The sequence below is a fragment of the Gymnodinialimonas sp. genome (assembly GCF_059726805.1).
The window spans coordinates 3,936,599-3,955,137 of sequence record NZ_AP041059.1; the positions used below are offsets into that span (position 1 = coordinate 3,936,599).

The 18,539-nt window shown below is 61.5% G+C and carries 19 protein-coding genes; 10 read left to right on the forward strand and 9 right to left on the reverse strand.

The window, feature by feature from the left end; translation table 11 throughout:
- Positions 1–42: 42 nt before the first annotated feature.
- Together ruvA and ruvC are read right to left on the reverse strand one after the other, a co-directional pair.
- The gene (ruvA, locus tag AC6I9R_RS19220) at positions 43–696 is read right to left on the reverse strand and encodes a Holliday junction branch migration protein RuvA (protein ID WP_461428527.1); all 654 of its coding nucleotides are present in this window, start codon (positions 694–696) and stop codon (positions 43–45) included.
- Positions 693–1,196, reverse strand: coding sequence for a crossover junction endodeoxyribonuclease RuvC (gene ruvC / locus AC6I9R_RS19225; protein ID WP_461428526.1), 504 nt, complete (start codon positions 1,194–1,196; stop codon positions 693–695). Before ruvC ends, ruvA begins: the two co-directional genes overlap by 4 nt.
- 370 nt (positions 1,197–1,566) lie before the next feature.
- Here ruvC and AC6I9R_RS19230 point away from each other — a divergent pair, with 370 nt between their 5' ends.
- On the forward strand, positions 1,567–1,770 hold the full coding sequence (locus AC6I9R_RS19230; protein WP_461428525.1) for a DUF1127 domain-containing protein: 204 nt from the start codon (positions 1,567–1,569) through the stop codon (positions 1,768–1,770).
- Between the two features lie 181 nt (positions 1,771–1,951).
- On the opposite strand, the gene AC6I9R_RS19235 is transcribed toward AC6I9R_RS19230, so the two are convergent.
- Both AC6I9R_RS19235 and AC6I9R_RS19240 read right to left on the reverse strand, forming a co-directional pair.
- Entirely contained in the window at positions 1,952–2,341 is a 390-nt protein-coding gene (locus tag AC6I9R_RS19235; RefSeq protein ID WP_461428524.1) for a hypothetical protein, read from the reverse strand.
- 107 nt (positions 2,342–2,448) lie between these two features.
- The gene (locus AC6I9R_RS19240; RefSeq protein ID WP_461428523.1) at positions 2,449–3,321 is read right to left on the reverse strand and encodes a 50S ribosomal protein L11 methyltransferase; all 873 of its coding nucleotides are present in this window, start codon (positions 3,319–3,321) and stop codon (positions 2,449–2,451) included.
- A gap of 148 nt (positions 3,322–3,469) precedes the next feature.
- Here AC6I9R_RS19240 and AC6I9R_RS19245 point away from each other — a divergent pair, with 148 nt between their 5' ends.
- Together AC6I9R_RS19245 and AC6I9R_RS19250 are read left to right on the forward strand one after the other, a co-directional pair.
- Complete coding sequence (locus AC6I9R_RS19245; RefSeq protein ID WP_461428522.1) at positions 3,470–3,889, forward strand: hypothetical protein; 420 nt, start codon at positions 3,470–3,472, stop codon at positions 3,887–3,889.
- Entirely contained in the window at positions 3,882–4,340 is a 459-nt protein-coding gene (locus AC6I9R_RS19250; RefSeq protein ID WP_461428521.1) for a hypothetical protein, read from the forward strand. The genes AC6I9R_RS19245 and AC6I9R_RS19250 overlap by 8 nt, the downstream gene beginning before the upstream one ends.
- 1 nt (position 4,341) lies before the next feature.
- On the opposite strand, the gene AC6I9R_RS19255 is transcribed toward AC6I9R_RS19250, so the two are convergent.
- Entirely contained in the window at positions 4,342–5,589 is a 1,248-nt protein-coding gene (locus tag AC6I9R_RS19255; RefSeq protein ID WP_461428520.1) for an MFS transporter, read from the reverse strand.
- Between the two features lie 245 nt (positions 5,590–5,834).
- Between AC6I9R_RS19255 and AC6I9R_RS19260 the strand changes: the two genes are divergently transcribed.
- Positions 5,835–7,976, forward strand: coding sequence for a hypothetical protein (locus AC6I9R_RS19260; protein ID WP_461428519.1), 2,142 nt, complete (start codon positions 5,835–5,837; stop codon positions 7,974–7,976).
- Positions 7,977–8,277: 301 nt separating this feature from the next.
- Here the strand turns inward: AC6I9R_RS19260 and AC6I9R_RS19265 are convergent, their stop codons facing one another.
- On the reverse strand, positions 8,278–9,699 hold the full coding sequence (locus AC6I9R_RS19265) for a homospermidine synthase (protein ID WP_461428570.1): 1,422 nt from the start codon (positions 9,697–9,699) through the stop codon (positions 8,278–8,280).
- Between the two features lie 174 nt (positions 9,700–9,873).
- Between AC6I9R_RS19265 and AC6I9R_RS19270 the strand changes: the two genes are divergently transcribed.
- The 3 genes from AC6I9R_RS19270 to AC6I9R_RS19280 all read left to right on the forward strand — a co-directional run bounded on the left by AC6I9R_RS19270 (position 9,874) and on the right by AC6I9R_RS19280 (position 13,439).
- Positions 9,874–10,314 carry a DUF4399 domain-containing protein gene (locus tag AC6I9R_RS19270; RefSeq protein ID WP_461428518.1) on the forward strand — a complete coding sequence of 147 codons (441 nt, stop codon included), beginning with the start codon at positions 9,874–9,876 and terminating at the stop codon, positions 10,312–10,314.
- A 102-nt stretch (positions 10,315–10,416) separates the two neighbouring features.
- Positions 10,417–11,934, forward strand: coding sequence for a winged helix-turn-helix domain-containing tetratricopeptide repeat protein (locus tag AC6I9R_RS19275; RefSeq protein WP_461428517.1), 1,518 nt, complete (start codon positions 10,417–10,419; stop codon positions 11,932–11,934).
- A gap of 2 nt (positions 11,935–11,936) precedes the next feature.
- On the forward strand, positions 11,937–13,439 hold the full coding sequence (locus AC6I9R_RS19280) for a tetratricopeptide repeat protein (RefSeq protein ID WP_461428516.1): 1,503 nt from the start codon (positions 11,937–11,939) through the stop codon (positions 13,437–13,439).
- On the opposite strand, the gene AC6I9R_RS19285 is transcribed toward AC6I9R_RS19280, so the two are convergent.
- The gene (locus AC6I9R_RS19285; RefSeq protein ID WP_461428515.1) at positions 13,436–13,642 is read right to left on the reverse strand and encodes a hypothetical protein; all 207 of its coding nucleotides are present in this window, start codon (positions 13,640–13,642) and stop codon (positions 13,436–13,438) included. The two genes, AC6I9R_RS19280 and AC6I9R_RS19285, sit on opposite strands and share 4 nt — an antisense overlap.
- A gap of 159 nt (positions 13,643–13,801) precedes the next feature.
- Between AC6I9R_RS19285 and AC6I9R_RS19290 the strand changes: the two genes are divergently transcribed.
- The 3 genes from AC6I9R_RS19290 (at position 13,802) to AC6I9R_RS19300 (ending at position 16,491) form a co-directional block, all read left to right on the forward strand.
- Positions 13,802–14,242 carry a GFA family protein gene (locus AC6I9R_RS19290; RefSeq protein WP_461428514.1) on the forward strand — a complete coding sequence of 147 codons (441 nt, stop codon included), beginning with the start codon at positions 13,802–13,804 and terminating at the stop codon, positions 14,240–14,242.
- A complete protein-coding gene (locus AC6I9R_RS19295; protein WP_461428513.1) occupies positions 14,239–15,219 on the forward strand; it encodes a sterol desaturase family protein in 981 nt (326 codons plus the stop codon). The genes AC6I9R_RS19290 and AC6I9R_RS19295 overlap by 4 nt, the downstream gene beginning before the upstream one ends.
- 87 nt (positions 15,220–15,306) lie before the next feature.
- Positions 15,307–16,491, forward strand: a complete 1,185-nt coding sequence (locus AC6I9R_RS19300; RefSeq protein ID WP_461428512.1) for a tetratricopeptide repeat protein — start codon at positions 15,307–15,309, stop codon at positions 16,489–16,491.
- 80 nt (positions 16,492–16,571) lie between these two features.
- On the opposite strand, the gene rpsD is transcribed toward AC6I9R_RS19300, so the two are convergent.
- Together rpsD and AC6I9R_RS19310 are read right to left on the reverse strand one after the other, a co-directional pair.
- Positions 16,572–17,192 (reverse strand): 30S ribosomal protein S4, encoded by a 621-nt coding sequence (rpsD, locus tag AC6I9R_RS19305; protein ID WP_461428511.1) that lies wholly within the window; start codon positions 17,190–17,192, stop codon positions 16,572–16,574.
- Between the two features lie 185 nt (positions 17,193–17,377).
- Positions 17,378–18,472 carry a Hint domain-containing protein gene (locus AC6I9R_RS19310; RefSeq protein WP_461428510.1) on the reverse strand — a complete coding sequence of 365 codons (1,095 nt, stop codon included), beginning with the start codon at positions 18,470–18,472 and terminating at the stop codon, positions 17,378–17,380.
- Positions 18,473–18,539: the final 67 nt, after the last annotated feature.

The following is an 18,539-nucleotide window of genomic DNA, read 5'->3' on the forward strand; positions in this document are numbered from 1 at the left end:
CTTGGGTCTTTATGACCGACGCAAAAGGGGCAGACCATCCCCCTAATCCTTCGGCGCCAACAGCCGCAATGCGGCGCGGATCAGGTCCGCCGTGTCCGAGGCCCCTTCGGCAGCCTGCGCCACGGCCTGCGCCGCATCGGACGGGCCATAACCCAGGTTTTGCAACGCCGACAGCGCCTCCGCCTGGGCCCCCGACCCCTGACGCGCGACAGGGGCAGACGCCACCGCCACCGGCGCAGCATCCTCCACAACCGCACCCATCTCGTCGCTCAAAGACCCGCCCATCGCCATCACCGCAGGCGCTTTGTCCTTCAACTCCATCACCACCCGTTGCGCCAGCTTCGGCCCGACACCGGGCGCCGCCTTGATCGCCGTGGCATCCCCCAACGTGATCGCGCGGCCCGCGCCATCGGCCCCCAGGGTGCCCAGAATGGCCATCGAGGCCTTCGCCCCAACACCCTGAACCGAGGTCAACAAACGGTGCCACTCCTTCTCGTGCGGGGTCAGGAACCCGAACAGCTGCAACAGGTCCTCGCGCACCAGCAGCTCCGTATAAAGCGACACCACCTCGCCGCGCCCGGGCAAGGCCGCCAGCGTCCGGTCCGAGCAATGGACGACATAGCCCACGCCGCCGACATCAATCAGCGCATGGTCCGACCCGCGATAATCCAGCCGCCCCGTCAGTTTCCCAATCATCGGCCCGCCCCGATCGCCGCCGCCAGCCGCCCCGCGGTCGCCACGTGGAACGAGTGGCAAATCGCAATCGCCAGCGCATCCGCCGCGTCCGGGCCGACCGGCGCGCAGCCGGGCAATTGCAGCTTCACCATATGCTCCACCTGTTTCTTGTCCGCATGACCCACGCCCACGACGGCCTTCTTGACCGCATTGGGCGCATATTCCCCCACGTCCAGCCCCGCCTGCGCCGGGACCAGCAGCGCAATCCCCCGCGCCTGCCCCAGCTTCAGCGTGCCCGCCCCGTCGCGGTTCACGAAGGTCTGCTCTACCGCTGCGGCGTCCGGCGCATGAAGCGCCAGAACCGCGCTCAACTGACGGTGCAATGACAACAACCGCTGCGCCAGATCGCGCCCTTCGGTCTTGCATTGCCCGTTAGCCACGTGACTGAGTCGCCCGTTTTGGGCCTCAATCACCCCCCATCCAAGGGATCTGAGCCCCGGATCAATTCCAATGATACGCATGACCGCCTGCCCGCCCTCTGATCACGGCCGTTATTCGGCCTTTTAATCGCATTAGCACGAAACGCGAACATCGCCAAGCCATGGCATTACCGGGGACCGGATTCGACATTTACTGATCCGTTTTCGACACGCACCCGCCCTTTGCGACAGAGCCGACATTCCACCGCTCAAATCCGACACACAAAAACGGCATTTTCTGTAACATTTACGGTGGGTTAACCACGACTTGAGCTATGCAGAAAACGCATGGAACCCATGCAAAAATATCGTCTTGTGACAGCGATTTTCCCCTACTAGATGCGGTCCATCGGCGGCACGGAGTAAGCCACCGCCGGAACCGATGAAACACAAACTGGAAAGGATGAGACCCATGGCCTCGATCACCAACCGTCCCCTCGGCGCAGGCTTCAATGCAACGCGCGCTCTCTCCAATCTGGTTGCCCAGATTGCCATCTGGAACGACGCCCGCATCACGCGCAAAGCCCTGTCGGCGCTGTCCAACCGCGAACTCGATGACCTCGGCCTGAACCGTGGCGACATCGACGACATCGCAGCCGGCAACGCCTACCGCTAAGGCTGGCCCTTCAAACGACAAAAAAGCGGCTCGGGGATGATCCCCGGGCCGCTTTTTCGTGGCGCACTCGCACCCCCCCGAACAGGCGGGTATGGATACGCGCGGAACATCCCCGATCCGCGCGCGGTTCCCTACGCCGGGGCCCTTGTGCAAGGGCCCCTCGCCGCAGATGCTTCAGCTGTTAGGCAGGCTCGCCCGCTGCCAGTCCAGCTTGCACAAACGCGTAGATGTCCTCGTAGCGCTCGACCACCCAGGCCGACAGGGCGTCGGGCATCAGGATCATCGCGGCGGCTTGCTCGAACGCGGCGCCGGTGACGAGGGTTTGGACCTCAAGCGCGTAGACGTCGGTACCAAGGAACCACATCAGGTACGCCTTGACGGCGACCGCAATCATCAGGCCCAGCAGCACACCCTTCAAAGGGAAGCCAAAGCGCAGACGGGAAGAGGGTTTTCCGATCGGGGCGACAACGCCATCGGGATGAACGACAAAGCCCATTCCGCCGCGGTTGCGACGACGGCCCCGCTGAATGCGGTTCAGGCGTTCGTTGAAGTGTTCTGTTTCGTTTACCATTGGGCAGCTCTACTCATAAACTGCCCCCACCGAGGATGAACATAGCGAACTTGGAACCAAAATGCGACAAGTTTTAGGCGAACTTGGGCCGACTTTGATCAAGCTGGTTAATGCACCTTCCGCAACGTCAATGTCGTCCATTCTCCGATCTCGTCGCGGCCATGCAACGCCAGGTCCTGGGCCTTGTAGGCGGCAATGACATCCTCGGCCTGGGCGTTGAGAATGCCCGACAGGATAACATAGCCCCCGGCCTTCGTGTGGGTGGCGACATCGGGCGCAAGCTCCACCAGCGGACCCTTTAAAATGTTTGCAAAAACAAGGTCATAGGGGCCGATTTCCGCAATCGTCGGATGGTCGAACCCCGCCGCCTCCACGCAGGAAACCAGCTCGGACACGCCGTTGGCGGCGACATTTACCAGCGCCACATCCACGGCCTGCGGATCGATGTCCGAGGCCATGACAGGCAGGTGCAGAACCTTCGCCGCGGCGATGGCCAGCACGGCCGTGCCACAGCCGATATCGGCCACAGAATGTGGCGAGAACCCGTCTGTAAACAGTTTGTCCACGGCTTCGAGACAGCCCTTTGTGGTCCCATGGTGCCCCGTTCCGAACGCCATTGCCGCCTCGATCAGCAGGGGAATCGCACCCTCGGGCACCTTGTCTGCGTCGTGGCTGCCGTAAACAAAGAAACGCCCGGCCTCCACGGGGTGCAGCTCGCGGCGCACATGGGCGACCCAGTCGGTTTCCGGGATCTCAGAGACGGCGAAATCCTTGGCGCCATAGGCCGCCGCCAGGATCGCCAAGGCCACCTCATCAGGCCGCTCGATGAAGTAGGCGCCCACTTCATAGAGGCCCGATCCGTCCTCCATCTCGAAGACCCCCACGCCGGTGGGGGCCGGGTCCAGCTGTTCCAGGGCCTCGCCCAAGGCCTCGGCGGGCGGCTTGAGCGGCAAGGTGGTCAGGGCGGTCCAGGTGGGCATGGGATCTCCGGAGTGCAGTGTGTCGCCCGTCGGTATCCGCTTCTGGACGCCTTGGCAAACCCGCGCGGTACTGCTGGATTTCCGTAGATCGCGCGGGGGCGGCGTTTGTGGCATGGTGAGCGGCGAAAACAACCGATGAGGACACGTTATGTTTAAAGGACCCCGCGGCCTGCTGGTCACCCTTCTGGGCGCTGCCGTCGTCATCGCCGGCGCCTTCTACTTCGGCTTCCAGGGTCAGAAGGACGATGCCGAGACCTCCCGGCTGTTCCTGACCCACGTCGCCGCCGGTGAAACCGCCGAGGCCCACGCCCTGCTTCATGCTTCCATCACCGAGCGTCACAGCGTCGAAGATATCGCCGAGCTGCTCGCCGGGATGGAGGCCTATACCCAGATCGACTTCCCCGCCTTCAGCTTCTCCTCCTCCAACGGCCAGCGCTCCAGCGAGCTGGAGGGCACCGGCACAACCGACAGCGGCTGCGAAAGCACCCTGCAGTTCCACCTGCTGAACGGAGAGATCACCTTCTTCGACATCACGCCCCTGTGCAGGACCCCCGCCTCCGATGCCTGACCCGGACGGCGCCCTGCCCCACACCCAAAGCGCGTTCCGCCGCGCCGTCGTGCCCATTACCCTGGGCCTCGGCAGCCTCGCCCTCCTCGGCTGGCTGTTCTGGTCCGTGTTCGAGGGGCAGCGCGAAGATGTCGCCACCGCCCGCGCCTTCCTCACCCATATCGCCGCCGAGCAGCACACCCAGGCCCGCGCCCTGATGACCCCCGCCCTCGCCCAGCAGATCGGCGCGGGCGGCCTCAACCGCATCTTCGGCCAGATCGAGCCCTGGGATCACATCGGCTTTTCCTCGCGCAGCTCCAACGGCGCGGGCCCCGCCCGCATCACTGATCTCTTGGGCGTGGGCGACACAGTGTCAGGCTGTGAAAGCGTACTGTCCATCCAGTTGATCGGCGGGCAGGTCGACGCCTTCAACGTCACGCCCCTCTGCCCCCGCGCCGGAACGGACGTCTGACCTATTCCGCCGGATGCGCGTTCAGGCGCGCCACCGTCGTCTCATACCCCGCCACCGGATGCCTCGGCACCAGGAACGACAGCCCCAGCGACACCAGCGCCATCCCCGCCGCCGCGATGAACACCGACGTGGGCGAGGTCAGCCACAAATACCCCAACCCCGCCGGCAGAAACACCGCCGCGATATGGTTGATCGTGAAGGCCACCGCAGCCGTCGGCGCGATATCCTCAGGTGCGGCGATCTTCTGGAAGTAGGTCTTGATCGCCAACGCCAGCGCAAAGAACAGATGGTTCGCGATATACAGCCCCGCCGCCAGCCCCGCGCCCCAATCGAACACGTAAAGCCCCGCGTAGAGCACAAAGATCATCGCGAGCCCGGTATACTCGATGATCAGCGCCAGCCGCTCTCCGAACCGCCCCACAAGGCCCCCCAGGAACGGCGCCACCACCATATTCGCCAGCAGCGTCACCATATAAAGCGCCGTAATATGGTGCACCTCGTACCCGTACCGCTCCACCATCATGAAGCCCGCGAACACCATGAAAATCTGTCGCCGCGCGCCTGACATGAACTGCAGCGCGTAATAGAGCCAGTACCGTCGGCGCAGTACCATCTTCTTGGTCTGCGGTGTCGGGCTCTCGAATTGCGGATAGAGCAGCAACGACACCAACGCCAAAACCGCCGTCACCCCGCCCGAGACCCAGTAGACGAAATCATAGCTCAGGTCATACGTCCGCCACGTCACCACGATCAGCAGATACGTCAACAGCGTCGCGCCCGAGCCCACGCTCATCAACCACCCCAACGTCTGCGGCGCGCGTTTCTTGTCGATCCACTGCAATTGCAGCGACTGGTTCACCGTCTCGTAATAATGAAACCCGATTGACGAGAAGAGCGTCACGAACAACAACCCACCCAGGCTCGGGAACTGAGCCGTCATCGCCGTCGCCGCCCCCATCAGGATCAACGAAACAAGGCCCAAGACCTGCTCTCGGATGAAGATGATCAAAAAGATCACCCCAATGGCCAGAAACCCCGGGATCTCCCGCACCGTATGCAACCACCCGATGTCCGACCCATCGAAGCTGGCCACCTCGACAACGAAGTTGTTGAGAAGCGCCGACCAAGTCGCGAAAGCAATCGGCATGGCGAAGGACATGACAGCGAGCAACGCCACCGGCCTGCGCCAGACGGGCAGAGCGTTGCCCTCTTCCAGGGTGATCGTGTTGAGGGAGTCTCCAAGTGCCATGCACAGGCTTTACGCCCATCGCGCGGGGATGGCGAGGGGGGGAGAATGCGCGCTCCGCAACGAAGGTCCGGTTTGAGCTCATTTCTACCATGCGTTCATTTGTATGCCTGACGGGAACGACGCAACCAAACATGCTGGGTTTGCTGTGCGAGCCGTTGCCGAAGTTCGCATAGGCAATTTTGTTTCAGTTTTTTTCTCCGTACTGTATAGTTAACAATACTGGATCGTTTTTAGGTATTCATATTATGTCAGATTCCTTGTCAGAAGAACTCACTGAACTTCTCGCAGACCTAGCCAAAGAATATGCGCCGGCACCATGGGGCGGCCTGTCATCGGTACTAATCAATCGATATGGAAAAAAGCCAATACAGTATTTCATTCCTGGAGAAGAGAGCGCTACCGAACAGGACGGTCAAACCCCAGATGTTCAACCAGACTTTGCGGTCATTGGCATGGGGCGATGCGGCTCTCATGTGGCGGTAGCATTACATAAGATGGTAACCTCGGAAGCTTCGAAACAGATTACAGGACAAGCGGATAAATCTAACGCAAGTAAAGCAATTTCTTCATGGGTTAGGAAGTTAAGTAGATCAAACGGTGAACAGCCACTAGAATTCAAGCCTGTGATGTTGGTGGGCGATACCGATGAAACGACATTTAAGGATGTTCAAGGATTAACAGTAGACAACGAAACCGGCACATCTGAAGAAGATGCAGAACAAGATGCTACGGATTTCCTCAAGCTTTCTTATGAACCTTTGGCAGACAGAGGAGTGGGGCACAATCCATCAATTTCACAGTTTTTGACCCGCGCGCTGCTTGTTGCCCCGGATAATTTGTCCATCAAAACCGAGTTGGGTTGGCAAAATGCAAAGAGATTTTTGCTTTCTGTGGAAAATATAGGCGATGGCAGTGGAAAAAAGTCCCCTCCTAGGTTGGCCTTCTACGTTTTCAGTTCTGGGGGAGGAACCGGTTGTGGGGCCGCCGCAGAGATCCTAAAAGCTCAACAATTTGCAACCGTAAAGGCTACTGGGAACTCACTTACGTATTATTGTGCAGTTGCAGTACTTCCGGAGGCATCTGAAGTCGAAACAAAACGGCATCTCAATACTGGACGCTTCATCATACAGTATTTGGCAGATCAGTTTATCAAACTCAGCGACCCAGATGATTATACCAAAGTTCCAGTTTATCGGGGCGCATCGGGAATCGCTCCAATTCAAACTCAAGACGGCGCGACAAGCGTTGATAGGAATAGATACGCTCCCGTTCCAACGAGCTCCTGGAATTCAGTTCTTTTTGTGTCAAATGAAATTATGAATCCAGTCGCGGAAGATAGATCAATCGATAAGGCGATTGAGCTGAGCAATCAATATATTGCACAACAACTTTTCAATCTAGCTGGCCCACAAATTTCTGCGAGCACACTAACACCAGAAGATAGCACTCTGTCCTCGAAGAACTTTGAGGCTATTCGTTTAGACTCCATGGACTTGAGGGGCAGCTTGCGTGGTCCTTGTGCATGCTGCTTTGCAGCAGCCGCCGCAAAGGAAGTCCAGCGCGGGTCGGGGGAGCCGCTTGACTGGGTGCGAAACCTTGTGCGCCGAGCAATCTCGATCCCCACAATGAGAGAAGAAGTTGGTCTTATCGAAGGGATTTCAGTCTGCCCTGATCTAGAAGATGATTATGGAGAACTGATGAAATCTTCTAGTATTGATGAACTCGCAACTGATCTGTCGAAACTAGATTTTTTTAGCAAGGCCGCATCAATTGTGTTTTCGATTACGGCGCCACAAAAAGAAGACGTCCTCCAAGTTGAGATTGATGAAATAATCAGAATACTTGGTTTGTTGTTTCCAAATTTACACGAAGTTCGATATTCTGTAATCTACGGCACTACTGAGCACTTCACGATCTCTGTTTATGTTGAGGGTTCCGTTGTTTTCGCGCCGGAGGTTTTTGATGCGGTCTATGATTACGTGAATTTCTGTTGGCCCAAAGCTCGAAAGATGTCTGATGAAGAGTTTTCGAATTGGTGGGACGAAACTCTGGCTCGGAACCCGCCTCTATCGGGCTCAGATATTCACGATGCCCTTGGTGCTGAGGAAGATCTAGTGCCGGATTATCCGAATCTGAAGACTTTCGAGAAAACTGCACTTGGTAGTTGGCACAAACTATTGGAAAATGTCGACGAGCCAGATCAATCAAAGTTTCTTTCTGAACATGTCTCTTTTGATGACTTATCAGTCACCTCAGCGGAACTCGCCTCGGCGTTAAGCTTTTACAACTATTTTTCCAATCGCCGGAAGCGGGAACGGGCCTCAGCAGCTCGTCGCAGACGATCAACGGAGAAAACGGACTTGCAAACCTCGAATTCTAAAAAATAGTCAGTTGCAATCAGAAAACTACAAAAGCCGCCGTAGGGGCAGCTGTGGCGAATGCGCACTTTGCCCTGAACAGACGACTTATACGCTGTAATCCCAAGCATCGCACGCGAAGCATAAAGAAAAACCGCCGACTGCGGCCCGCCGATACCCAGCGCGCAAATTGCCCACCCTCTGCCGTAGTGTGAGTGAAACCCACCACCCGGACCGCCCAAAACCCTTAACAAAACGTTAAGCGCAAACCCAATACGTCACGAAATCAATACCTTACCCAGATGCTCAAGCTTGAGCACCCTTGCGCGCCTCAAGTCGCCAGAACGTTCCGGAACGCCCAGGGCTCGTCCAGATCCAGGTCCTCATCGAACAGCTCCCACCGCCCTTCCAGCGGCGTCCAGTCCGTATAATGGGCCTCCACCGGGCCCAGATACGGCCGCTGAACCTCCAGGCAGCGGGCGTGGTCCATTTCGTCGGATTCCACGATGCCTGCGCCCGGATTTTCCAGCGCCCAGACCATGCCCGCCAGCACGGCGCTCGTCACCTGAAGCCCCGTCGCGTTCTGGTACGGGGCGAGCCCCTTGGCCTCCTCATTCGACAGGCGGGACCCGAACCACAGCGCGTTCTTTTCGTGGCCGTAAAGCAGCACGCCCAGCTCGTCGATGCCCGCCACGATCTCATCCTCGCCCAGGATGTGATGGGCGGTCTGGGTGACCCCGCTGCCGAACATCTCGTGCAGCGAAAGCACCGCGTCGTCGCAGGGATGGTAGGCGTAGTGGCAGGTCGGGCGGTAGTCGGGATGATGCCCCTCGCCCACGGTATAATAGTCGCTGATCGAGACCGCCTCATTATGCGTCACCAGGTAGCCGAACTGCGGCCCCGGCGTCGGGCACCAGGTGTGGACGCGGGTGACGGCGCCGGGGCGCTCCAGCCAGATCGCGGCTTTGCAGCCCGTCTCTTGGCGGTGGCCATTCTCGGGGAACCACGGCTCATGGGTGCCCCAGCCCAGCTCGGCGGGCTGGAACCCTTCCGAGATGAAGCCCTCCACCGACCAGGTATTCACAAAGACATCGCGCAGGCGCGGTTCCAGCCGGACCTGGGTGTCGCGCTCGGCGATGTGGACGCCTTTCACGCCGAGGCGCTGCATCAGCTTCGCCCACTCCGCGCGACTGGTCGGCGGCTCGACCGAAAGGCCCGTGTCCTTGGCCAGGGTCAGCAAGCCCTCCTTGACGAACCACGACACCATCCCCGGGTTCGCGCCGCAGCAGGACACTGCGGTCGTGCCACCCGGATTGGCTGCCTTCTCATCGCGCACCGCCTGGCGCAGCGCATAATTGGTGCGGGCGGCGTTGTCCGTGGTTCCGAAGTAGTAGCCCGCCCAGGGCTCCACCACCGTATCGATGTAAGGAACCCCGATCTCGCGGCAGAAGCGCATCAGGTCGAGCGAGGAGGTATCCACGCTCAGGTTCACGCAGAAGCCTTTGCCGGGCTCCAGCAACCGGCCCAGGACCTCGCGATAATTCTCGGGCGTCAGGGCCACGTCCTCGAACGCCAATCCGTTCTCGCGCAGGAAATCGTGCTGGCGGGCGTCTGGCTCGATCACGGTGAACCGTGCGCGGTCATAGTCGAAATGCCGCTCGATCAGCGGCCAGGTGCCTTTGCCGATGGAACCAAAGCCGATCATCACAATCGGGCCGTCAATCTTCGCGTAAACCGGATGCGCCTGGGCCATGAAATCCTCCTGAAAGTCCATCGGTGTCATAGGGCGCTCGCCCGGAAAAGAAAACCGATGGGGAAGGGCGAGGCCGTTCCCAGAAAGGTGAAGCCTGCCTGTGAGGACTTTCCGGCTTTCCATGTTACGCTAGGTCATGGGTCACAAACTGACGCATTCTATTGGGAGGATACCATGTCGTTTAAACATTTCATTGCCGCAGCCCTGCTGAGCTTGCCCACGTTGGCAATGGCGCAGGACACCCCGTCCGTTGAGGGCGCGGAGGTCTATTTCGTCAATCTGGAGGACGGCGCGACGATCTCGTCTCCGGCCACCATCGTCTTCGGGCTCAGCGGTATGGGCGTCGCGCCCGCCGGGGTCGAGCGGGAGGGGACCGGCCACCACCACCTGTTCCTCAACCGCCCGCCGCTCGGCGAGGGGGAGGAAGGCGCTGAAGAGCTTCTGTACGGCATCCCCGCGGACGAGAACCACATGCACTTCGGCGGTGGCCAGACCCAGGTGACGCTGGAACTGCCCGCCGGCACCCACACGATGCAGCTTGTGTTGGGCGATCTGAACCACGTCCCCCATGTGCCGCCGGTGGCATCCGACGTGATCACGATCACCGTCGAATAGGCCCTTCGGCGCCGCGGGTCCCGGACCTGCGGCGCGCGGCCCATTCCGCTCCGCCTGCTTTGCGTCTACGGTCGTCCTGACACCCGAAACCGCAGGCAACCCTTGACCGACATCCCCCCCTTTGAAGTCCGCGCCAGTCAGCGCGATGTGCTGGTCGCGGGCCAGCCCGTGCCCCTGGGCGCGCGGGCCTTTGACGTACTGGCCTACCTTGCTGCGCATCGGGGCCGCGTGGTCAGCAAGAAAGAGCTGCTTGATGCCGTCTGGGGCGGGCTGGTGGTGGAGGAAGGCAACCTCTCGGTCCAGATCTCGGCCCTGCGCAAGGTGTTGGGGGCGCGCGCGATCTCGACCGTGCCAGGCGTCGGCTATCAATTGGCGACGGACGACGCGCCCGACGTCCCTGCCGTGCGCCCCGCGCCGCCGCTTCCCGACAGGCCTTCCCTCGCCGTGTTGCCCTTTGCGAATATGACCGGGCAGGACGACACCGATTACCTGGTGGACGGCATTGTGACGGACCTGATCGCGGTGCTGACGCGGGTGCCGGGGCTGTTCGTGATCGCCGCGACGTCCAGCTTCAAATACAAGGGGCGCGCGGTGGATCTGGCGGATGTCGGCCGCGAGTTGGGCGTGCGGTACGTGCTGGAAGGCTCCATCCAGCAGGCAGGCAAGACGCTGCGGATCACCCCGCAACTGGTGGAGGCCGCCAGCGGCCACGCCATCTGGTCCGAGCGGTTTGTCGGCACCATCGACGATGTGTTCGAGCTGCAGGATACGATCACCGAACACGTCGCCGCTGCCATCGAGCCGACGCTGCGCGCCGCCGAGGCCGTGCGGTCCCGCGACAAGCCCCCGCAGGATCTGCTCGCCTATGATCTGTGCCTGCGCGCCGAGCCGATCACGCGCATGACCGCCAAGCCCGAGGATTTCCGCCGCGCCTTTGCCCTGCTTGATGAGGCGGTGGCCTTGGACCCAGACTATGCCCTCGCCCGCGCGATGCGGTGTTGGGCCTACACGGCAGCGGCGGGCGGGCGGTTCATTGCCGTGCGCGATTGCGGCGTCGCGGTGCGCGACGCGCGCGCGCTTTTGACCTCTGAAACCAAAGATCCATTGGTTCTGACCTATGCGGGCCATTCGCTGGCGTATTTGGATCGCGGCGCGGAAGAGGGGTTGGTCGCCCTGCGAAGGGCCAAGGCCCTGAACCCGAACTCGGTCACGGTCCTCGCGTCTTCGGGGTGGCTACATGCCTACATCGGCCAATTCGACACGGCGCTTGCGGATATCGAACGCGCGCTTCGGCTCAACCCGCTGGACCCTAACACAGGCTTCGTGCGCAGTGCGCTGGGTCCCATCCTTCTGGGCCTTGGGCGTGTGGAGGAGGCCATCGCCATGTCGGAGTTGGCCTTCAATGAGGGGCCAAGTTACGGCTCGACCATTGTGAACCTGATCATGGCCTATTTCCGCGCCGGGCGGATGGACGAAAGCCAGGCCATGGCGCACCGCCTTCTGGCCATCAAGCCCGATCTGACGGTGAGCGAAACTGTATCCGTGAGCCCGTTCAAACACGAGCCGCATCTGAAACTGATGGGCGACGCGTTGCGCGCCTGCGGCGTGCCGGAGGGTTGAGCGTGGACGACCGTCCCTTCACCCTGCGCCCCGACAGGCGCGATATCCTGATCAACGGCGCCCCTGCGCCGCTGGGTGCGCGCGCCTTCGACGTCTTGGCCTATCTTGACGCCCATTCCGACCGCGTCGTTTCCAAGCGCGAGTTGTTGGAGCAGGTCTGGGGCGGGCTGGCGGTGGAGGAGGGCAACCTGTCGGTGCAGATCAGCACGTTGCGCAAAGTGCTGGGGTCCCGCGCCATCGCGACGGTGCCCGGCGTCGGCTATAAACTGGCTGGGGGCGCGCCGGTGCCGCCCGCCTCGGGCCCCGCGCTGCCCGACAAGCCCTCGCTGGCCGTGCTGCCGTTCGCCAACCTCACGGGGGACCCGGCGAATGACTATCTGGTCGATGGCATCGTTACTGATCTGATCAGCAGCCTCAGCCGCATTTCCGGGATCTTCGTGATCGCCGCCACGTCGAGTTTCGCGCTGAAGGGTCAGGTGGTGCAATTGCGCGACGTCGGCACCAGCCTGGGCGTGCGCTATGTGCTGGAAGGCTCCATCCAGAAGGCGGCGGGGACGTTTCGGATCGCGGTGCAATTGGTCGAGGCCGAGAGCAGCCGCACCATCTGGTCACAGCGCTTCACCGGGTCCGAGGCGGAGATTTTCGAGCTACAGGACCGCATCACAGAAGAGGTCGCGGCGGCCGTAGAGCCCGAGGTTCTGCGGGCAGAATCCGGTCGCGCCGCGATCAAGCCCACCGATGATCTACAGGCCTATGACCTGTGTATGCAGGCGTTTCCCTATGTGCAGCGCCTGACAACGCCTGACGACTTTGAGACGGCCAAGGCCCTTCTGACCCGCGCCCTAGAGCGCGACCCGGGCTACGCGCAGGCCAAAGCGCTGATCTGCAGGATCACGATGGTGGCGCGGTCGGCCCGCTGGCTGACCATCGACAAGGCCCGAGCCACCCTGCCCCTTGCCGAAAGCGTGCTGACCGATCCGCGCAACGACGCGCTTGCGTTGGCCTTTGCGGGCCATGCGATTGCGTTCATGGGCAGCGATCCGGCACGGGCCAAGCGCATTCTGGATCAGGCCTATGCGTTGAACCCCAATTCCAGCCATGTCCTGAACGCTGCGGGCTGGGTTCATGTCTATGCAGACGACTACGAGACAGCGATTGACCGGTTCAGCCGGTCCATTCGGATCAACCCCCTCGACCCGATCATCGGACAGGCCCGTTGCGGCTTGGGAATCGCCTTGGTGCAAGCGGAACGGGTAGCCGAAGCCATCGTTGTTCTGGAACAGGCCTACGCAGAAGCGCCGGAATATCCGACGGTCTTCACGGCGCTGGTTTGGGCGTACTGGCTGGAAGGGCGGCTGGAGCAGGTCGAGCACTTTGGCCGCAAGATGCTGGCCTGCGATCCGGGCATGACGATCTCTGGCCATTTCAACTCGATCCCCTTTGTGATGACGCCGCGCTTGCGCACCATTGAGGGCGCGTTTCGGCATCTAGGCATCCCGGATTAACGCAGCAGGTTGTCGACAGCGCGGCGGGCGGCTTCGCGACGCTCGGCCTTGGCGATGGCCTCCTCGGGATCCACCGCGCGGCGGGTGAACAGGGCGGGCAGGCCGCTCAGCAGGCGCCAGACCTGATGCTCGGCGGCCTCGCGGGTCTTGGCCAGCTGCCGGCCACGGGCGTTGAGGTCGGTGTTGGTGTTGAAAGTGGTCATGGGTGTGGCTCCGAGGATTGGGATGTCATTTGTTGATCCCAATCTGCCCACGGCGCGCTTAAACGTCCTGTAGGCGCGCCTTAATCGACCTTAAACGTTCCAAAACGGGCGGGGTTTATGGGGATGATCAGGGTCTTGCGCGGCGGCGTCCCTGCGCCCATGCTTCGTGCGTCATGGTTCAAGGAAGGCATGCCGATGCAAGTGGATGGAAGATGCCTGTGCGGTGCGATCACCTATGACGCCGTGATTGATCCCCAGCGCTGTGCGATCTGCCATTGCTCGGACTGCCAACTGAATTCCGGGACCGCTTTCGGAACCATCGTCCAGGTCCAGGACCGCCAATTTCACCTGCGCAGCGGGAGGTTAAAGGTCTACGAGAAGATCGCCGACAGCGGACGCACACGACATCTGAGCTTTTGCCCTGACTGCGGCACGCGCCTGCATGCGCAAACCCCGTCCGAGCCCGATGGTTTCTTTGGCTTGCGCGTGGGCACGATCACCCAACGCGCGGCCCTGCGCCCGCGGCGACAGGTCTGGTGCGGCTCGGCGCTGCCTTGGGTGTTCGATCTGACCGATATCCCGAGGAAGGCCGCGCAATGACCCAAACGCCCCTCAAAGGCTGGCACCATGCCCCCGATGTGCCACTGCAAATCTCGCCGCTGTTCCGCTGGCCTCTGCGCCCGTGGGAGGTGCTGCGCTGGTTCTGGGATTCGTGGTTTCTGATCTCGGAGCGGCTGATTTTGGTGGCGGTGGCGTTCATCTCCTGGACCTGGCTGCAGCCGCCGATGGAGGCGATGGCGACCCTCAGCGTTGGGCCGATCGCCTTGATGCTGCTGCGAAACCTGGCGTTGATGACGCTGGTGGCGGGCGGGCTGCACCTGTGGTTCTACACGTACACCAAACAAGGACAGCGCCTGAAATTCGACCCGCGCCCGCTGATGGTGAACGGGCGGCAATTCACGCTGGGTGGCCAGATCCGGGACAACATGTTCTGGACGCTCGCCTCGGGCGTCACGATCTGGACCGCCTATGAGGTGCTGCTTCTGTGGGCCATGGCCAACGGCTACGCGCCCTGGCTGACCTGGGCGGCAAACCCGATCTGGTTCGTCGCGCTCTTCTTCCTGATCCCGATCTGGGAGAGCTTCTATTTCTACTGGATTCACCGGGCGTTACACATCCCGTTCCTCTACAAACACGTCCACGCCCTGCACCATCGCAACATCAATGTGGGCCCCTGGTCGGGCCTGTCGATGCACCCGGTGGAGCATGTGATCTTCCTCGGCTCGGTCCTGATCCACTTTGTCGTTGCGGCCCATCCGGTCCACATCCTGTTCCACCTGCAGTATTACGCGCTGACGGCTGCCACGACCCACACAGGCTTCGAGGGGATGGTGATCCGCGACCGCAACCGCCTGAAGCTCGGCACTTTTCACCACCAGATGCACCACCGCTATTTCGAGTGTAACTACGGCAGTCTGGAGATCCCCTGGGACAAGCTGTTCGGGTCATTCCACGATGGCACCCAGGCCGCGCAAGAGCGCATTACCGCGCGGCGCAAGCGGATGCACGGGCGGTAGTGCTACGGAAAACCTCCGCTTTGTCAGGCTTGCCACGAGCCCCCTGATCCGAACACACTGGGCGCACCCTTCTAACACGAGATTTCCATGAGACTTTTTCCCTTTACCCTTGCCCTTCTGCTTCCCTGTTCCGCGGCCTTCGGTGATGAGCTGGCGACCGCGCAGGCCGAATGCTTTGACGACACATTACCGGCGGAGACCATGATCGGCGCATGCGCTGCGGCGATGCTCTATGCAACGGAAGACACCGATATCGCCGAAGCCGCCAATCAGCGCGGGGCCCTACGACAGGTGCAGGGCAACCTCGAGGGTGCCATTCAGGACTACGAGGTGGCCGCAGAGCTTGCTCCGCAAGACATGGTGCCGCACTACAACCTTTTCCTCGTCCATGATGAGCTTGATAATACCGACGCGGCCCTTGCCAGCGCCCAGGCCGCCATCATGGCGCAGCCTGACCGCCCGCTGTCCTATTCCCCGATGATGGCCCTTTCGGTGCGCAACAACGACGCCGAGCAATGCGCGCCGATCATGACTGCCGTGTTGGACCTGGTCCCCGATCCTGCCGGGTGGGGAGAGGCCGCAGAGGGCGACTATTGGTTCATGACCAATCTGGGCGACTGCCTGTATTTTCACGAGCGTGACGAACTGGCCATGGCCGCTTATGAGACTGCCGTCGCCTTGGGCCATGACGATGCATACGTCTATTTGTCCATGGCGCTGACGCACTTCTACCTGGGGCAAATGGATGAAGTAGAAAGCGATGCCCGTGCTGCCCTGGACCGCGACCCGACCTATTTGTATCCGCTTGACCCGCTGGTGAACGCGTATCTTGCGGAAGGCCGGTATGAGGATGTCACCGCAGTGCTTGCCGAATTTGCGCCTGCCCTGGATGCCAGCGACAACGACGTGGAGGTCCGCAATAACATGGCCTGGCGGATGTTCGTGAATGGCGAGGTCGACATGGCGATACCAATCATGGAGGCTTGGTTGGCCTGGGCTGAACCGCGCATGGACGACCAACCCTACCCCTTTGGAAATTCCTTCGACACGATTGCGCACTTGCGGGCCGCGACCGGGGATACTGAAGGAGCGGCCGAGGCCTTCCGCCTCGCGTTTGAGCACTACGAAAGCCCCGAGGCCGCACGTGCCAACTATCGCCCGACGCTGGCCGCCCTCGGCTATGAGGTAGGCGAGGGTGACGCCGCGATTCTGGAGGCGTTGGACGCTTGCGCAGCCACCGGCCCCGCCTGTCGCCTGATCCCGGAGGGCTAAAGACATGGGCCCAAGGGGCGCAGAACGAAAAAGGCCGCCCGGGTGGGGCGGCCTTTCTGAATTCTGAGGGTCGGCGAAGATCAGTTCTTCGCGTAGAATTCCACGACCAGGTTCGGTTCCATCACGACCGGGTAGGGCACGTCGCCCAGACCGGGGGTGCGCACGAAGGTGGCGGTCATCTTGGAGTGATCGGCGTCGATGTAGTCAGGCACATCACGCTCGGCCAATTGCACGGCTTCCAGCACGACGACGAGTTGCTTGGACTTGTCGCGCACGGCGATCACGTCGCCTTCTTTCACCCGGTAGGAGGGGATGTTGACACGCTGGCCGTTCACGGTGACGTGGCCATGGTTCACGAACTGACGTGAGGCAAAGACGGTTGGCACGAACTTGGCGCGGTAGACGACGGCGTCCAGGCGACGCTCCAGCAGGCCGATCAGGAATTCACCGGTGTCACCGCGCAGACGCTCGGCTTCGGCGTAGATGCGGCGGAACTGCTTCTCGGTCAGGTCGCCGTAGTAGCCCTTCAGCTTCTGCTTGGCGCGCAGCTGCAGACCGAAGTCCGACAGCTTGCCCTTGCGGCGCTGACCGTGCTGGCCGGGGCCATATTCGCGGCGGTTGACAGGGGACTTCGGACGGCCCCAGATGTTCTCGCCCATGCGGCGGTCGAGTTTGTATTTGGCAGACGTGCGTTTGGTCACGGCTGATCTCCTTCGGTTTTACGCCACTCCTCAGGTCTGACGACCTTCCTCGCAGCAGATTTGAAGGGCGTTGTCCTTTGTCTTGCGACTGACAGGCATTCCCTTGCGGGGGCCACCAACACCAATAAAAACCCTGGCATCGCTGCCGGGATCTGGGCGGTCTTTAGAGAGGGTTCAGGAGGCTGTCAATGAGCCGCATACATGGAGCGTGCCGCAATCGGTTTGGTCGGCGCGCCATTGATCAGGATCGCGGCCTCGGCCCTTGTCAGCATACGGCGCACGGGGGCGCCATAGGCGTGAGGGTTCTGCGCCAGTTCCGGGCGCAACTCCAACATGGAAGAGCGTTGCAGGTTGGTCAGATGATCAAGGCCCATGAAGCCGGGGTGGAAGCTTTCGACTTCCATGCCATTGGCCCAGACCACCTCGTGGCGGTCGAGCATCAGGTGGATATAAAACGTCTCCCGCAGGGAATGGTCGACAGTAATGCGGCTGTCGCCCACCAGATCGGCGGCGCGCACCAGAACCTCGGCCTCGCCCCACAGATCCATCGCAGCGCGGCCGGTGACCAACACGCGATGTTCGGGCGAGACGATCAGATCGGCATCGGGGCGGTCGATCCCGAGGGCCCCTGCGCGCATGCGGATCGGGCGTTGGTCTGGCATCGCGAAGAGGCGCGCGCCGGACATGCGACGGTGGCCGGACCACAGCACTTCTTGCGGGCCGTTATCGCGGGTCAACACGCGGTCCCCGGTGCCCAGTTCTTCAATTGCGACGTCTCCACCCTCCGTCCGGATGCGGGTGCCGGGCGTGAAACAGATCACCGAGGGGGCGTCAGACGGCGTGGGGGTCAGGGTTTCCTCGTTGCGGTGAACGATCGTCAACTCGCGCCCCGAGGGGGGCGGGTGGCCCACAAAAAGCAGGAGCGGTGCGGCGCCATCTTCCAGAAGGATCGGCACAATCGTGTGAAACTTGGCACCATCGCTGACGATGAAGGCACCGCGAAACAGCGGGTCGGCATCAGAGGCGGCAAATTCGGCGGGGCCCGGCGCGGGGTGCTGCAGGAGTTTGCGCACGACCCGCGCCGCACGGGCACGAAGCTCATCCTGATCCCGGCTGGCCGTTAGGAGCAGGGCCGCCGGATCGCCCTCCAGCGGCATCAGCTGGCCATGCCAGCTCCAACTCATCCCTTCAACCAGTTCTATTTCTGGTTCTGCCGGAAATCCCTCAATGCAGGTCTGCGCCCATGCGATCACGAACGCGCCCTGAAAGCCCGTACCCATAGTGTATGCCCTTGCCTCGCCGGTTTTTGGCGTAACCCGGTGGTTGATCCCCGGGCCTTGGACGGGA

Coding starts and splice junctions, on each gene's coding strand:
- AC6I9R_RS19265 (WP_461428570.1), bottom strand. CDS start 9,699: ATGGCCCAGGCGCATCCGGTTTACGCGAAGATTGACGGCCCGATTGTG.
- AC6I9R_RS19300 (WP_461428512.1), top strand. CDS start 15,307: ATGAGACTTTTTCCCTTTACCCTTGCCCTTCTGCTTCCCTGTTCCGCG.
- AC6I9R_RS19260 (WP_461428519.1), top strand. CDS start 5,835: ATGTCAGATTCCTTGTCAGAAGAACTCACTGAACTTCTCGCAGACCTA.
- AC6I9R_RS19295 (WP_461428513.1), top strand. CDS start 14,239: ATGACCCAAACGCCCCTCAAAGGCTGGCACCATGCCCCCGATGTGCCA.
- AC6I9R_RS19240 (WP_461428523.1), bottom strand. CDS start 3,321: ATGCCCACCTGGACCGCCCTGACCACCTTGCCGCTCAAGCCGCCCGCC.
- AC6I9R_RS19235 (WP_461428524.1), bottom strand. CDS start 2,341: ATGGTAAACGAAACAGAACACTTCAACGAACGCCTGAACCGCATTCAG.
- AC6I9R_RS19270 (WP_461428518.1), top strand. CDS start 9,874: ATGTCGTTTAAACATTTCATTGCCGCAGCCCTGCTGAGCTTGCCCACG.
- ruvA (WP_461428527.1), bottom strand. CDS start 696: ATGATTGGGAAACTGACGGGGCGGCTGGATTATCGCGGGTCGGACCAT.
- AC6I9R_RS19245 (WP_461428522.1), top strand. CDS start 3,470: ATGTTTAAAGGACCCCGCGGCCTGCTGGTCACCCTTCTGGGCGCTGCC.
- AC6I9R_RS19285 (WP_461428515.1), bottom strand. CDS start 13,642: ATGACCACTTTCAACACCAACACCGACCTCAACGCCCGTGGCCGGCAG.
- AC6I9R_RS19230 (WP_461428525.1), top strand. CDS start 1,567: ATGGCCTCGATCACCAACCGTCCCCTCGGCGCAGGCTTCAATGCAACG.
- ruvC (WP_461428526.1), bottom strand. CDS start 1,196: ATGCGTATCATTGGAATTGATCCGGGGCTCAGATCCCTTGGATGGGGG.
- AC6I9R_RS19255 (WP_461428520.1), bottom strand. CDS start 5,589: ATGGCACTTGGAGACTCCCTCAACACGATCACCCTGGAAGAGGGCAAC.
- AC6I9R_RS19290 (WP_461428514.1), top strand. CDS start 13,802: ATGCTTCGTGCGTCATGGTTCAAGGAAGGCATGCCGATGCAAGTGGAT.
- AC6I9R_RS19310 (WP_461428510.1), bottom strand. CDS start 18,472: ATGGGTACGGGCTTTCAGGGCGCGTTCGTGATCGCATGGGCGCAGACC.
- AC6I9R_RS19250 (WP_461428521.1), top strand. CDS start 3,882: ATGCCTGACCCGGACGGCGCCCTGCCCCACACCCAAAGCGCGTTCCGC.